This window comes from Neopusillimonas aromaticivorans, from assembly GCF_030344915.1.
Taxonomy (GTDB): domain Bacteria; phylum Pseudomonadota; class Gammaproteobacteria; order Burkholderiales; family Burkholderiaceae_B; genus Neopusillimonas; species Neopusillimonas aromaticivorans.
In genome coordinates, this window is record NZ_CP128233.1 from 866,764 (window position 1) to 881,528 (window position 14,765).

The following is a 14,765-nucleotide window of genomic DNA, read 5'->3' on the forward strand; positions in this document are numbered from 1 at the left end:
GGCACAGCACCAAAAACCTTTGGAAGACCGGCACCAGCTTCTCCAGACAAGAAAGTGAAAAAATTCTAACGCGACATCTGCACATGAAAACCCCAACGAAGTTAATCAAAAGAAATATGACGCTCAAGCAAAACAAAATACGCGATTTATCAACAATCGCAACCCGGTCATCATCGAAAACCATGCTGAACCATCACGCTCCAACCTTTTAGGCACGATGCAAAAACTCAACCACCCCTGCCCTGCCCCGCGACCCAACGCCAGACAGGCCGTCAGTAGATACCCACCGGTAGGGGCCTCCCAATCAAGCATTTCGCCCGCAACGAACACGCCCGGCATCTTGCGCAGCATCAGACCTGCCGTCAACTCATCCAGAGCAACACCGCCTGCGGTACTGATGGCTTCGGCCACTGGACGAGGCTCATTAACCGTGACCGGCAATGCCTTAATGGCACGCGCAACGCATACGGGGTCAGCCAATTCGGTTTTATCAAGCACCTCGTACAACAAAGCCGCCTTGACACCACCCAGCCCCAAACGGCTTTGCAAGTGGCTTGAAAATGACCTCGCCCCGCGGGGACGGGTCAATTCGGCAACCACGGACGGCTCACTGCGGTCTGGCATCAGATCAAGGTAAAACGTCGCGCTGCCTTTTTGATCCACCATTTCACGCAGACGCTGCGAAAACGCATACACCAGACTGCCTTCAACGCCATTCCGGGTGATCACCATTTCACCGCGCCGCGTTTCGGGCAGGTTATGCACATCAACAAAGGTCAGGGCAATCGATTTGAGCTGGGAACCGGCATGTTTATCACGTAAATAATCGCTCCAGGGCACATCAAAGCCGCTGTTGGCACTTTGCAACGGCACGACTGCGACACCCCTGGCCTGCAGCAGTGGTACCCAGGCGGCATCCGAGCCCAGTTTCGGCCAGCTACCCCCACCTAGCGCCAGAACAGTGGCATCGGCTGTAACGGCTTTCAGGCCATCGGGCGAATCAAACCGCAAGGTATGGTCATCGGCCCAACCCAACCAACGATGGCGCGAGTGAAATTGCACCCCAGCGCTTGCAGCCGCGCAACCCAGGCCCGAAGTAACGGTGCCGCTTTCATGCCCACGGGAAATACCTTGCCCGATGAGCCAACGAAGGTTTCGACACCCAGACCCAATGCCCAATCACGCACCTGGGCAGGGCCAAACTGCATCAACAGAGGCCTCAGGAACGACTGGCGATCACCGTAACGGGCGCAAAAATGATCGAAGGGTTCATCGTAGGTAATGTTCAACCCGCCAACGCCGGCACGCAAAAATTTGCGGCCTAACGATGGTTTGGCCTCGTACACACTGACACGGACACCCGCCCTCGCCATTACCTCGGCGGCCATCAGCCCGGCCGGCCCGCCCCCAATCACGGCAACGACCCGCGATGCAGAAGATGTCATGATCCGCTCCAACAAAACATATGGCCCAGATCATATCGGAAACCAGGAGCAAACCGTCGGTAACCTTTACGGCCTGTTCTTGTACCAGCGCTGGGCCATTGCATCGATGTGCTCCAGAAAGACTGACGCCAGGGGGATAACCGTTTGCCAGATGGATAAAGGGTCCACCAACTGGACTTGATCGGAAACCCTCGACGTCCAGCGCAACCACGTCTTCCAGCGGATGATGCTGGCTGAGTGCATGCTCGGACACCACGGCCAAACCCATACCGGCTGCCACCGAACGTTTGACCGCTTCATTGCTGCCGAGCTCAAGCCGTATGACGGGATGAAAACCCTTGCTGGCGAACCAGGCATCGCTCGCCATACGGGTGCCGGAACCTCGTTCGCGCGCGATGAAACGCTCGTCGCCCAGCATCTTCACATCAAGACGAGGCTGTCCGGCAAGACGGTGACTGCGTGGCGCGATAAGCACCAGACGGTTGGGCAAGAACTCATGTCGGATCAACGGCAACTGATCGGGTGGCTGCGACATGATGTAAAGATCATCGCGGTTATCCATCAACCGCTCAAGCACACCGTCACGATTGAGCACCTCAAGTGAAATATCGGCGTCAGGATATTGGGCACAAAACTGCCCGAGCAGATCAGGAACAAAATACTTGGCGGTGCTGACCACGGCCAGACGCAAGCGCCCTCGGGTCAGCCCTTTAAATGCGTCGATTTGCTGCTCGAACGCAGCCCATTTCTTGACCATCAGGGCATCGCATACGGAGGGCACATGGCGGCCGCCATGGCACTGATGGAATCACCCGCCATCATCATGGCCGTCGTCTTCGCCAACAGCCTGCGCAGTCAGCACGCTTCGCGTTCGGCACAGATCAGCACGAATGGCACACTGGCGCTGACGGGTGACCCCATGCAGACACACGTACCATTGAAAAAATCCTGCATGAATCGTTCACGGACGGCGCCCAGCTTCTGTTGCTGGGTGCCATGCTGATCGGCATGCTGACGGGCGATGCAGGGGAAGCCGTCATGGCGCCATTTTCCGTCGACCTGTTCAAAGGCATGCTGGCATTTTTTCTGCTGGACATGGGGCTGATGGTTGCGCGAGGCATGGCAGACCTGAAAAAACAGCCCAAATGGCTGATAGCCTATGCCATAGTTGCACCACTCGCCCATGCCACACTGGCACTTCTGCTGGCGAGGCTGATCGGTATCAGCGCCGGCAACACGGCCTTGTTGATGGTGCTGGCCGCAAGCGCCTCGTACATCGCCGTACCTGCCGTTTTGCGCTACGCCCTGCCCGAAGCCAACCCTTCGCTGTACTTTGGCATGTCACTGGGCGTCACGTTTCCGTTCAACCTCATTCTGGGCATACCGCTTTACGTCAATGTTGCGGCCACCCTTTAAATCCTGGAAAGGCCCCAAACGGGGCCTTTCACTTTCATGGTCTTAGCGGGTTGGCGCAACCACCTTGAATTCACTGACCAGGTCTGCCAGGACCTGAGCCTGACGCAACATGCCCTGAGACGTATCCGCCACAACATCAACCTGGGCCTCGTTCTGGGAGTTCAATTCATCAAGATGGGCAATCGCCGTACTGACCTGGGAAACACCCACGCTCTGCTCACGACTGGCGTTGGCAATGTCCGTCATCAGCTGGGCCGCCTTGTCGGCCGAGTCCAGGATTTCACTCATGGTGCGTTCGGCATCACGAACCGAGCCATGGGCCTTTTCAACATTGCCGGAGGACGTGACGATCAACTCCTTGATCTCTTTTGCTGCGGTTGCACTACGCTGAGCCAATGCACGGACTTCACCCGCCACGACGGCAAAGCCACGGCCTTGCTCGCCCGCGCGTGCCGCCTCTACTGCAGCATTCAAGGCAAGAATATTGGTCTGAAAGGCGATGCTGTCGATCACCGCAATAATGTCGGTGATTTTGCGGGATCCTTCATAAATATCGTCCATGACCGCCGTCACCTGACTGACTGCAGCACGGCCATCACGCGCCACCTCAGACGTTCGGTGCACCAGATCGCTGGCAGAAGCCGCATTATCGGCATTGCTGGTAACCGTGGACGTAATTTCATCCATCGCCGCAGCCGTTTGCTGAAGACTGGCCGACTGCGCCTCGGTGCGGGCCGCCAGTTCGGTATTGCCCTGGGCAATGCTTGACGAGCTTTCGTTGACCTGACGGGTGGATTCCTGAATCTGGCCCACCAGCAGCTTGATATTGACCTGCAAAATCCGCAACCACTGGCTGACCTGGCCCAACTCATCATCACCCCGCGCCGGAATGCGGTCATACAAATTGCCGCTGCTCAAAGAGCCCAGAAACTCGGTCGCTTCTTTAAGCGGTGTAACGACAGAACGACGCAAGGCATACAGCCCAAGCATGATCAAGGCCCAGCCAGGCAAGATAAACAGCACCTCGGCCGGATTGCCATTGAGCAGTACCTCGACAACACCATTGCCCAGCACAGCGGTAACCAGCAACGCCAGCAAATTGAACTTGGCCTTCAATGAGAAATTGAAGAAGCGTTTGACACGGGCCCCAAAGGATGTCGGCGTTGGCACACCGTTGCGCAGCACCACCGAAGTATCCCCTGCGTTCAGGCGATCATACAAGGCCTGTGTGGCCCGCAACGCAGCCTCGGGAGGCTTGACACGTATTGATGTGTAGCCCGTGGTTTGACCATTTTTGACAATCGGGGCGACAAAGGCCAGGACCCAATATTCATCGCCGTTACGGCAACGGTTCTTGATCATGCCGCCCCAGGCTTTACCCTCTTTCAGGGTTGCCCATAAATCCTCGAAGACTTGTCTGGGCATGTAGGGGTGACGCTCGATGCTTTGAGGAGACCCCACAAGCTCATCACGGCTGTAACCGCTGATGCGCACGAAATTATCGTTGGCATACGTCACATTGCCGCGCAGATCAGTTTTGGAAATGATGGTTTCATCGGGTCGGAGTACGTACTCGGCGGCCACCACCGGACCTGACCGTGGCCGGCTGACTGCCACGCCCGACTGGCCCGATGGGCCTGCTGCTGAAACGCCGTACTGCATATTTTTCCCCGAAACAAAAACCTGGAATGTCTTGATAAAAGACAAAGTCGGGTCAAATATTAGCAAACGAACCTGTACAGAAAAGCCCAACCCGGGCGATGTTATGGAAAATACCTAGAAAGTTGAACCCTAAACATTCAGCAGGCTGTACGATAGAGTTACCAGCGCTTACTAATGGAAAAGAATCGATCAGTCAAAATACCTGCACCGGTACCTATAAGTACCGGCACAACCCAGCCCAAACCGGCCGAAGCTCCCGGTAATGCCCCTAACCACGAGGGGCCCAGCCCGCCAGCTCAGCCATTTTGAGGCTTTCAATCGCACCAAACAGGGCCGCCATCGTCATGGCAGGAACAAATACACGCGAAGGTCGGATCCACCAATTTGACAACAGGCTAAGCAAAACCAGCACAATGGCAACGGGATACATAGCCACCAGCACGGGTACCGACACACTGATCAGCTGCGTCAGACCGAGATTAGCCACGACAGCACTAAACAGGCAAAACACCACTACGGCCCGTGCATAAGAAACCTTGAGCAGCACGCTGAAATACTGACCGCACGCGGCCAGCACACCCACGGCAGTCGTCAGGCAGGCCAGCACAATGACAACCGCGAGTACCCAGGTACCGGTTGCGCCAAAAGCATAACGGGCAAAGCCTGACAACAAGGGAACACCTGTTTCGGCACCCGGGTGCAGCGCTTCGCCGCTGCTGGCGCCAAGATAAATCAATGACAGATAGACCAGCGCCAAACCCGCTGCGGCAATAATCGCTGCAATGATCGCGTAACGCGCCTGTAAAGACCGGTCGTGGATGCCGCGACTACGAATGGCATTGACCACAACAATGCCGAACACCAGCGCCGCCAGCGCGTCCATTGTCTGGTAGCCCTGAAGAAACCCCTGTACCAGGGTGCGTCACGGTAGGCCGGACTGCCACCGGCGATTTCACCGGCGGGGACGATAACGGCTGCGCCTCCCAGAACCAGCAGCGCGACAATCAGAACCGGCGTGATGACTTTCCCGACATTATCAATAAGGCGCGTCGGATTCAGGGTGATCCAGAGCACCAACGAAAAATACACGAGCGAATACACCAGCAACGGTACAGGGCTGTCACCCACGAATGGCGCCAGGCCAATCTCGAACGACACCACCGCCGTACGCGGTGCGGCAAACAGTGGGCCGATCGCCAGATAAACCAGAACCGCAAACAACACCCCGGCCACTCTCCCGATGGGAACAGTCAGCTCATCAAGCCCACCGCCAACCCTGGCCAACGCAACAATGGTGACGAGGGGCAAACCAACGCCCGTCAACAGAAAACCGACCGAGGCCATCCCCATGTCGTCGCCCGCCAAGAGCCCAACAAGAGGAGGAAAAATGATATTGCCTGCCCCCAGAAACAGGGCGAAGGTCATGAAGCCCAGGGCAATAAGGTCAGACAGTTTCAGTGTTTGCATGTAAATAAGTGCGCCGTCAGGTGATCTGTGTTTTCGGCAAGAAAAAATTGTGTAGAACAATTGTCGTCATATTAGCGCAAGGCCCTGCCCTGTCACCGCGATGACAACAGCGGCCGGGCTAACCGACGCTACCGCCGCATCACCCGTGCTCAACGTTGTCTGTTCCGCAACAAACCCCGTTAGATGAATACCGGCCGGCAGCATCAGGCCGACTTCCGCACCTGCCCCTGCAACGCTTCGGCGAACCTCACCGTAGAACAAATTGATGTCCGCCTCTTTCGCCAAGGCCTCCGCCGGGGAAGGGTTTATACGGACCGCCGTGGCCTTGAACAAGGCAAGCACCGGCCTTCCGGGACATAAACCCAACAGCTCTGCACTTTCTTGCGTGACTCGCGCACAAAAAACGGTTGCATCAGACAACCTTAGAGTCACAGTAACGTGCCCCGCCTCGATAGCCACACCATCGACAACACAGGGGAACTGATTGCGCATGCTGGTGCGCAACCCTGCGGCAACCACCGCCGATGTCACACCGGCAACCTCGGTATCGGTTGATTCGACCAATTGTGCCAGTAATTGCTGACGTGCCTGAGCAAATGCAGCGGCCACAACCAGCAATTTCTGACCGGCGGACGTCAAGACCGCCCCTCCTCCACCACTACCGCCAACGGCCGTATTGATCAATGGCGTACCTGCCAAATTCGTCAATGTTTCTATAGCCTGCCACGCCGCCTTATAGCTCACGCCGGCTGAACGTGCCGCTTTTGAAATGGAGCCAGCCTCGCCCACCCGTCGCAAAATATCCAGACGTTTGTCGCTGGCCTCAAACCCCAGCAGCTCATCAAAAGGTAGAAAAGTCACGGCCTGATTTCCGGTGAAATACGTTATTCCTGGTTGGAACAACGCTTATAATATCGTGATACGATTCGCTATTCATTTTTGGAATAGCGAGGATTTCATGAAAAAACTGCTTTCTATGCTCACGATCGGCGCCAGCCTGGTTGCGCTGGTTCCTCAGGCCGCCAGCGCCGACACCCTGGCGGTCGCCGTTGCTGCCAACTTCAGTGCACCCATGCAAAAAATCGCGACAGGTTTTGAAGCAGCAACTGGTCACACACTCCAGATCGCGGTCGGTTCGACCGGACGCTTTTACGCCCAGATCCAGCACGGTGCGCCCTTCGATGTACTGCTGGCCGCCGATACCACCACACCCGAGAAACTGGTGAACGAAGGGCTGGCCTTGGCAGAATCGCGCCGGACCTACGCCATTGGCACGCTGGTACTTTATAGCCAAAACCCAGGCCTCGTCGACAGTCAGGGCAACATCCTGAAAAACGGAAATTTCAGCAAAATCGCCTTGGCAGATCCAAAGCTGGCCCCCTACGGCAAGGCCGCCTTGCAAACCCTTGAAGCCCTCGGGCTGGCCAAGACCCTTGAACCGAAGTTTGTCTACGGGGAAAGCATCGGCCAGACCTGGCAGTTCGTCGTTACCGAAAATGCAACATTAGGCTTTGTCGCAGGCTCCCAGGTCGCAAGTCTTGGCAAAGAGGCGGCCGGGTCACACTGGGTCGTGCCGCAACATCTGTATGCCCCCTTGCGCCAGGACATGGTGATACTCAACCGGGCCAAAGACAATCAGGCCGCCCGCGCACTGGTCAAATGGCTGCACGGCACTGAAGCCTTGGGTATCATTAAAAGCTTCGGCTACGGCATAGACACTGCACCAGTTGACCCATGACCCTTTCCCAGGCATCCCTTCAGGCCATCTGGCTGACGCTTGAACTTGCCACAATCAGCACAGTGGTGTTGCTGGTTATCGCCATACCGCTGGCCTGGTGGCTGGTCCAGGCACGTTCGAGGTTGCAGGCTCCCGTCCACGCTCTGGTCACGCTACCTCTGGTTTTACCCCCATCGGTCTTGGGCTTTTATCTGTTGATCGCGATGGGGCCCAATGGCCCGCTGGGGCAGTTCACCCAAGCCATGGGTTGGGGAATTTTTTCTTTCACGTTCACAGGCCTGGTCATCGGCTCCGTCATTTTTTCATTACCCTTTGCTGTACAACCGGTTCACAACGCTTTCGAAGCCATGGGCCGACGCCCGATGGAAGCAGCCGCCACCCTCGGGGCCAGCCCGCTGAACGCATTTTTCACTGTCGCCATTCCGCAAGCTCGCAGCGGCATCCTGACAGCGGCCATCCTGAGTTTTGCCCATACCGTTGGCGAGTTCGGGGTTGTCCTGATGATTGGTGGCAATATTCCTGGCCAGACCCGTGTCATCTCGACCCAGATTTACGGGTACGTTGAAGCCATGGACTACTCGCAGGCCCACTGGTTGGCGGCCAGCATGCTGGTATTCTCATTTGCTGTATTGCTGGCTCTGGCCGCACTGCGGCGTCAACCCGCTCGTCTGCTATAGACACGCTTTCGCCCGGCGGGCGCACCGGGCTTTGCCGATTGTCACAACCTCAGAAAAAACGCCATGGCCAAAAACCACGCCGATACCCTTGATATTGCCCTGACACTTCCCCGTGTCGGCTTTACCCTGAAAGTCGACCTTAAACTGCCGGGTTCAGGCATCACAGTGCTGTTTGGGGCCTCCGGGTCAGGCAAAACAAGCCTGCTGCGCTGCGTGGCCGGACTTGAAACACCCGCCTCGGCCACCATCATCATCAATGGCGAGGTCTGGCACGACGACCGTCAAAACATCAACAGGCCGACCTGGCGCCGCCCCTGGGTTACGTTTTCCAGGAGGCCAGTCTGTTCAATCACCTGAGCGTCAAAGACAACCTTGAGTACGGCATCAAACGTCGACCCGCCCCGAACTCTGGTCAGGTACTGACTGAGGCGATAGCACTGCTGGGGATCGGGCACTTGCTTGACCGTCGACCCGATAGTTTGTCGGGCGGTGAGCGCCAACGCGTGGCCATCGCGCGGGCCTTGGCCACGCAGCCGCGCCTTTTACTGCTTGACGAGCCACTGGCTTCACTGGACGTTTCGCGACGAGAGGATGTGCTGCCCTGGCTTGAAAAGCTGCATGATGAATTCCGTATCCCCATGCTCTACGTCACGCACTCGGCTAATGAATTACAGCGGCTAGCCGATCATGTTGTCGTCCTCGAGCACGGAAACGTCAGGACACAGGGTGAGGTTCATGACGTACTGACAGCGATGGACCCACCCTGATCAGCGGGGACGAAGCCGGCACGGTTCTGAAAGGCCGGGTGATACATGTCGATGCCGGCTGGAATATGGCGAAAATAGCGGTGGGCGCCACGGTTTTGAAATCCCGCATGCCGGCCTGCACGAAAACCAGAGCGTTCGCCTGCTGGTACTGGCCCGAGACGTCAGTATTGCCACGCAAAAACCAGAAAACACCAGCATTCAGAATCTGGTCCCGTGCCGCATTGAATCAATTCAGCCTGACACCCACCCCGCCCAGGTGCTGGTCAAGCTTGCTCACGCAGACACAACCCTGATTGCGCGGATTACACGCCGGGCACGCGAAACACTGGACCTGACAGCCGGCCAGACGGTCTGGGCCCAGATCAAATCAGTAGCACTGGTCAGGTAAACACGCCGCAGCCTGCCCCAACACGGCCTGGGCGACGTCATCAACGCTCCCTTCGGCCAACACGCGATGCCATGTCATTGCACCCACATCGGCATGCAGCTGACGCCTCACAACGTCTCCGGTTGCATCCGATGGGTCATTCTGACGCGCAGCCACCCGTTCAAACAGCCGTTCTGGCGGGACATCCAGCCATACTCCGACAAAAGGAACCGCCGTCGTCGCGGCACACTGTGCCAGTTTCTCACGTTCGTCTGGCCGGGAAAACACGGCATCAGCCACGACAGCGACCCCGGACCCCAGCAGTTGCAAGGACTGCCGCCGCTGTTCGGCATACACCTGTTCCGAGACCCCGGATGCATACGCCTCTGGCGGCAAGCGCGTGGTTGCCACCACTGAAAACAGCCGTTTACGCAAACGGTCACTGGACAAGACCCGGGCACCCGGTACCGGACCGAACGCGTAGGCCACTGCAGCTGCAACGGTTGATTTGCCCGAGCCGCTGAGACCGCCAATGGCCAGCAAAGCCGGCGGCCTGCGCTTGAGAAAGGCAAACGCAAGATCAAGGTACGTCATGGCCTGCCCGACACACGCCAAGGCACGAACATCATCACCAGCACCCCGTGCCTGCCCGGCCTGAGTGGCCAGGATCTGTGCCCGTATTGCAGCCCGTAACGCCATAAAAAACGGCATTACCGGCAAGCCATCGGCCTCATCGGCCAGATCAAGATAACGATTCATGACCCAGTTAGCCAAGGCCGGCTGACCAAAGCGCCATAAATCCATCAGGACAAACGAAAGATCGTAAAGCACATCGATCGTCGCCATCTCGTCGTTAAACTCAAGGCAATCAAACAGCACCGGCTCATCGTGGTACACGCAAAGATTGCCCAGATGCAAGTCGCCATGACAATGACGCACCCTGCCGTTGGCCGCACGCACGTCCAGCAAACCGGAGCAGTGCTCAAGTTCTGCAGCCAATGCGCGATTCAGACGTTGCGGCAGATCGGAGCCCAGCACCTCGACTGAACCCGCTTCGGAGCGCTGGTTCAGGGCAAGTACCGCACGCAAACGGTCGGCCCCGGAAGCCCCTGACCACACCGGAGCCTGCCGGTGACTCTCTGCTACAGCAGCGGCCACGCGCGTCATCAGGTTGGCATCCAACTGCCCGCGTTGCGCCATGGTCGCCAGCAACCCGTCATCATCGAAACGACGCATTTGCAGCGCGGCCTCAACCAGTTCACCCGGCCCGTCAAATTCAAGCGTGCCATCGGCCCCGCGCGTAATACGCCGCACCCCCAGATAGAGTTCAGGGGCCGTACGCCGGTTCAGGGCCAGCTCTTTCAGGCAAGCCTCGTAGCGCTTTTGCGGTGTTGAAAAATCAAGATAAGGAAAGGATACCGGGCGCTTGACCTTGTAGACCACCTGATTAAACCGCACAATGACAGAGATATGGGTATGAACCGTATCAGGTGCACCCTCGCCCGCCCGGACGCCTTCACGAACCAGAAACGCCACAACCGCAGAAACAGGATCAGACAAACCGCCACCTTTCAAACGTGACACCACCGACAACAAAAGCACGGATCATGGTTTGCTGCCCAAAGCCGCCAGCGCTTCGTCAGCACCCTCGTGCAAAGGCACCGTGACCCCCATACGGGCGCTGGACGCCGACACTTGCGCGCCCTGCGCCGAACCCACGGCCAAAAGGTCATACCCCTTTTATACACCCGGTTAACCAGTTCAATCGCTTCATCACGGGTCAGCTCTGTGGTGGTCAGCAGCAACGCTGACATCCCCACCGAAGGGACCGGCTCATCCTGGTCAGGATACACCCCTGTGCGATATCCAGCGCCATCAGAGCCGGCTGTTCGTCAACCAGAACTCGAATCGCCCTACGATCAAGGGGTAGCAGCTTCAAATGGGCCTGCGCCACCGCATCGCGCAGCGGCGCTGCAGGAATGCCAATGACATGAACGGCCGCATCGACCTTACCCGCCTCAAGCAACGGCAATGCTGCCGAGAATGGCATATCGACGGGGGTATAGTCACGACCCACCTCAAGACCATGTGCCGCCAATACCCGCTCAAGCGTTGCCCGCACGGCAGACCCTGCAGGCCCCAAGGCCACTTTTTTATGCTTGAGATCGGCAACCCGCTGATAGGCTTTTTCGTCACGAACCACGATATGAACCAGTTCAGGATAGAGGCTGCCCAGCGCACGAAGTCGGGTAAATGCACCCCGGGCAGCGAACGGGCCGGCACCTTCATAAGCCATCAGGGCTGTATCGGCCTGCGCCAGCGCCAGCACCGCATCACCGCTGCGCAACATTTCAATATTGTCCGCCCCTCCGCCCGTGATCAACGCCGCAATTCTGGCCTGGCCGGGAGACTCAAGCGAGGCAAGAGCCCTAGCAAACGCCACGTACTCGCCACGATCGGGCCCGCCGGCCAATGGCAGCCCCTTGTGCATGCGGCTGAGACGACCATTGATCCGGGCGACCGAGCGTTCAAGCTCTTGCTGCACGATCCGCTCGCCGCCGGAACCGCCACGTGCCACCGATGACGAAATTTCATCGAGTGTGGCCAGCAAACGTCGCGACACCGGGGCCGGGCCACCGGTATCCAGCGCCGGGGCTTGAGCGGTACTGACACCGGGTGGCGCCACCGCAACCCAGCCGGATCCTTCTTTGCGGTAAATGGCGCTGGCATGAGCGACCAGCTGATCACCCGCCTGGTTGCCCCCGGAACGTACACCGCTGATACTGCGCGGCCCGGCCCCAAGCAAGGTCACCAGCGAAGCGACACCGGGGCGATCCCAGGCATCCAGGGTGAAATCTTTTGTGAACTCGAGCACGATGTCGTAATACACAACGCGACGCTCTTGACCCTCGGGGGCCGTGCTGTCAGTGGCCGCCCCTGACGCACCAGTTCTACGATGGAAAAGACATCCGGACCATACGTGGCGGCCAGACGCTGCTGGACGTCGGACCTTAGCCTGTCGGCATCGGGTTGACGGCTGCACGCCGCCAGAAAAAGGCAACACACCACAATGAGCAAGCGCTGCAACATATCAGAGCCCCCGACGAACGGCAACGACAGGAAGGTGGTCAGAACAATCACGTTGATGATGTCCACCAGAAACGCCCCGGTGACCGGAACGACAATGAAAGACTGTGGCGCAGGACCATGACGACGCGTCAACGCTTGCATATTGGCGATGGCCGTCGCCGTCGCCCCCATGGAAAAGCCGCAAAATGCGGCCGACATTACCGCCGCCTCGTAGTCTTTGCGCAAGGCCCTGAAAACAACAAGCGAAGCGTAGACTGCGGCAAACAGGGCCTGCACCACCAGGATAAGAGCCAATGGCCCGGCCAACGCCATCATGCTGCCGATATCAAGCGTCATCATGGTCAGCCCCAGGAAAATGGACAACGACAAGGTGCCCAGCATTTCGGTAGCCTGATCATTCAGCTTCAGGCCCAATCGGCCACCCCCATTGCGGATAAGAATGCCGATAACCATACACCAAAGAAAGTTGGGGACGCTGACGGCACTGCCCTCGGTGGCACTGGCCAGGAAGGCACCCGCCACCAGACAGATGAAAGCCACCGTGAGCGAGACAATGTACGGCCCCGAGTCGGGCGCAACCGGGACCATATCGTGATCTGCCTGAGGGTTGCCGCCTGGACAGCCGCACGGCCATCCAGCGAACCATCGAGCCTGAAACGGCGAATGAGGCGCTCTGCCACCGGCCCGCCGATAATACCGCCCAGCACCAGACCAATGGTGGCCGACGTCATCGCCAGCGCCATAATATTCTGGATATTATTGACATCGGCAAAACGGCCGGCATAGGCTGCACCGGTTCCGTGCCCGCCAACCAGCGTTATTGAGCCCCCAACCAACCCCATCAGAGGGTGCAGGTCAAGCAACCATGCCATACCCAGGCCGACAACATTCTGCAAGGCTACGAAAGGCGCGAGCACCAGCAAAAACGCGATCAGTTTAGGCCCACCGGCTACCAGCAATTTAAGATTGGCCGTCAGACCAATACAACTGAAAAACAGCAGCATCAAGGTTGGCCGGATACTGGTTTCAAGCGAAACGCTGGCCCCGGTCTGTTTGAACACGGCATAAACCACCAGCGCAAAAAGTATGCCCCCGACCACAGGGTCAGGAATGCTGTAACGGGCTAAAAACCCGATGCGGGACGTCAGCACCCGCCCCACGAGCAACACAACGCAGCAGGCAAGCAGCGTTTCAACCGCATTAAGAGAAATCATGAAAGCCTCGTTGACGAACGGGTAACCTGGAGCACCCCACCCTGGACAACAGAACAGGACAGCAAACGAGGCCGGAGGATGGGTCGATTACCCGCTTTGATATGGTTATTTCGCAAGCATAACCCGGCTTTTGATTAGGGCAAAACCGTATACGGGTTCAATAATAAAGTGTGCACAATACAAACCAACAGGTATAGAATCCAGAAAAAACAGTGGTCGGCGGCACTATGCCGCAGGTCTGCAAAATAACAGACAAGCACCCCGGCAAGCTGCGGGGGAAAACCAAAGATCCGGCCATTGGGCACGGTTCAATGCAAAGGGGGCCTGTATGACAGGCAGCATGTTTTGCACTTCTTCAACGCCTTGCGCAGGCTTTGCGTCAGCGCGTACGGTGCCCCCATGGCATCCCGGCCTGCCGCTGGCCAACAATATCCCGTCATGTCTTTCACGTTTTAGTACAACCCCGTCGTCATGCGGGGTTGTTTCGTATGCGGCTTCCGGTGTTACTGCCGGCGGCCTGCTGTCTTGCCATACTCCCGGCGTAACGGGCAGTTTGCCGCCGTTACCCAGGTCGTCTGGCAGCCCCTGGCAAGGGGCATCGCAGTACAGCCCGCTTCCCGCTGGCGGGCCAATTAAAACAACACGGAGACACTCGTATGGTAGACAAAGCATCATCGGACGCTTACTGGAAGGCCAACGTCCGCATCATTCTGATATCGCTGGTTATATGGTTCTTGTGCTCATTCGGCATGGGCATCATCTGGCGGCCGGCTCTCATGGGCATTTCGGTGGGGGCGCCGACCTCGGCTTCTGGATGGCACAAAACGGTTCCATTTACATCTTCATCATCCTGATTTTTGTGTATACCAAAATGATGAACAAACTCGACCGTGAACACGGCGTTGAAGAATAAAGGGGCTGT

The 14,765-nt window shown here is 57.7% G+C and carries 10 protein-coding genes and 6 pseudogenes; 7 read left to right on the plus strand and 9 right to left on the minus strand.

The features are described 5' to 3' along the window. Positions 1-123 precede the first annotated feature (123 nt). Both N7E01_RS04590 and N7E01_RS18420 read right to left on the minus strand, forming a co-directional pair. Positions 124-1,388, minus strand: a pseudogene (locus tag N7E01_RS04590) (TIGR03862 family flavoprotein). Then, positions 1,270-2,124 (minus strand): LysR substrate-binding domain-containing protein, encoded by an 855-nt coding sequence (locus N7E01_RS18420; protein WP_350494942.1) that lies wholly within the window; start codon positions 2,122-2,124, stop codon positions 1,270-1,272. The pseudogene N7E01_RS04590 and the gene N7E01_RS18420 overlap by 119 nt, the downstream one beginning before the upstream one ends. On the opposite strand from N7E01_RS18420, the gene N7E01_RS18425 reads away from it, so the two are divergent. Continuing rightward, positions 2,068-2,448, plus strand: coding sequence for a sodium-dependent bicarbonate transport family permease (locus N7E01_RS18425; protein ID WP_350494943.1), 381 nt, complete (start codon positions 2,068-2,070; stop codon positions 2,446-2,448). The genes N7E01_RS18420 and N7E01_RS18425 overlap by 57 nt on opposite strands. After that, a complete protein-coding gene (locus N7E01_RS18430) occupies positions 2,430-2,861 on the plus strand; it encodes a sodium-dependent bicarbonate transport family permease (protein ID WP_350494944.1) in 432 nt (143 codons plus the stop codon). The genes N7E01_RS18425 and N7E01_RS18430 overlap by 19 nt, the downstream gene beginning before the upstream one ends. Before the next feature lie 42 nt (positions 2,862-2,903). Here the strand turns inward: N7E01_RS18430 and N7E01_RS04605 are convergent, their stop codons facing one another. The 3 genes and pseudogenes from N7E01_RS04605 to N7E01_RS04620 form a co-directional block, all read right to left on the minus strand. Next, entirely contained in the window at positions 2,904-4,523 is a 1,620-nt protein-coding gene (locus N7E01_RS04605; protein WP_289174787.1) for a methyl-accepting chemotaxis protein, read from the minus strand. Between the two features lie 268 nt (positions 4,524-4,791). Then, positions 4,792-5,990 (minus strand): annotated as a pseudogene (gene brnQ, locus N7E01_RS18435) (branched-chain amino acid transport system II carrier protein). A 66-nt stretch (positions 5,991-6,056) separates the two neighbouring features. Further along, the gene (locus N7E01_RS04620; protein WP_289174789.1) at positions 6,057-6,851 is read right to left on the minus strand and encodes a TOBE domain-containing protein; all 795 of its coding nucleotides are present in this window, start codon (positions 6,849-6,851) and stop codon (positions 6,057-6,059) included. Between the two features lie 13 nt (positions 6,852-6,864). On the opposite strand from N7E01_RS04620, the gene modA reads away from it, so the two are divergent. From modA to N7E01_RS04640, 4 genes and pseudogenes are all read left to right on the plus strand, one after another. After that, a complete protein-coding gene (modA, locus tag N7E01_RS04625; protein ID WP_289174790.1) occupies positions 6,865-7,728 on the plus strand; it encodes a molybdate ABC transporter substrate-binding protein in 864 nt (287 codons plus the stop codon). Beyond that, positions 7,725-8,405, plus strand: a complete 681-nt coding sequence (gene modB, locus N7E01_RS04630; protein ID WP_289174791.1) for a molybdate ABC transporter permease subunit — start codon at positions 7,725-7,727, stop codon at positions 8,403-8,405. Before modA ends, modB begins: the two co-directional genes overlap by 4 nt. 63 nt (positions 8,406-8,468) lie before the next feature. Beyond that, a pseudogene (gene modC / locus N7E01_RS04635) lies at positions 8,469-9,172 on the plus strand (molybdenum ABC transporter ATP-binding protein). Between the two features lie 229 nt (positions 9,173-9,401). Next, positions 9,402-9,560: a TOBE domain-containing protein gene (locus N7E01_RS04640; protein WP_289175738.1), complete on the plus strand. Its 159-nt coding sequence runs from the start codon at positions 9,402-9,404 to the stop codon at positions 9,558-9,560. Here the strand turns inward: N7E01_RS04640 and N7E01_RS04645 are convergent. The 4 genes and pseudogenes from N7E01_RS04645 to N7E01_RS04660 all read right to left on the minus strand — a co-directional run bounded on the left by N7E01_RS04645 (position 9,540) and on the right by N7E01_RS04660 (position 13,843). Then, positions 9,540-11,141, minus strand: coding sequence for a bifunctional aminoglycoside phosphotransferase/ATP-binding protein (locus N7E01_RS04645; protein ID WP_289174792.1), 1,602 nt, complete (start codon positions 11,139-11,141; stop codon positions 9,540-9,542). The two genes, N7E01_RS04640 and N7E01_RS04645, sit on opposite strands and share 21 nt — an antisense overlap. 3 nt (positions 11,142-11,144) lie before the next feature. Continuing rightward, positions 11,145-12,629: pseudogene (locus tag N7E01_RS04650) on the minus strand (TAXI family TRAP transporter solute-binding subunit). A 171-nt stretch (positions 12,630-12,800) separates the two neighbouring features. Further along, positions 12,801-13,151 (minus strand): annotated as a pseudogene (locus N7E01_RS04655) (sodium/glutamate symporter); the annotation flags it as partial. Next, positions 13,034-13,843: a sodium/glutamate symporter gene (locus tag N7E01_RS04660; protein ID WP_289174793.1), complete on the minus strand. Its 810-nt coding sequence runs from the start codon at positions 13,841-13,843 to the stop codon at positions 13,034-13,036. The pseudogene N7E01_RS04655 and the gene N7E01_RS04660, both read right to left, overlap by 118 nt. A gap of 656 nt (positions 13,844-14,499) precedes the next feature. On the opposite strand from N7E01_RS04660, the pseudogene N7E01_RS04665 reads away from it, so the two are divergent. Further along, a pseudogene (locus N7E01_RS04665) lies at positions 14,500-14,756 on the plus strand (DUF4212 domain-containing protein). The last annotated feature ends 9 nt before the right edge of the window (positions 14,757-14,765 follow it).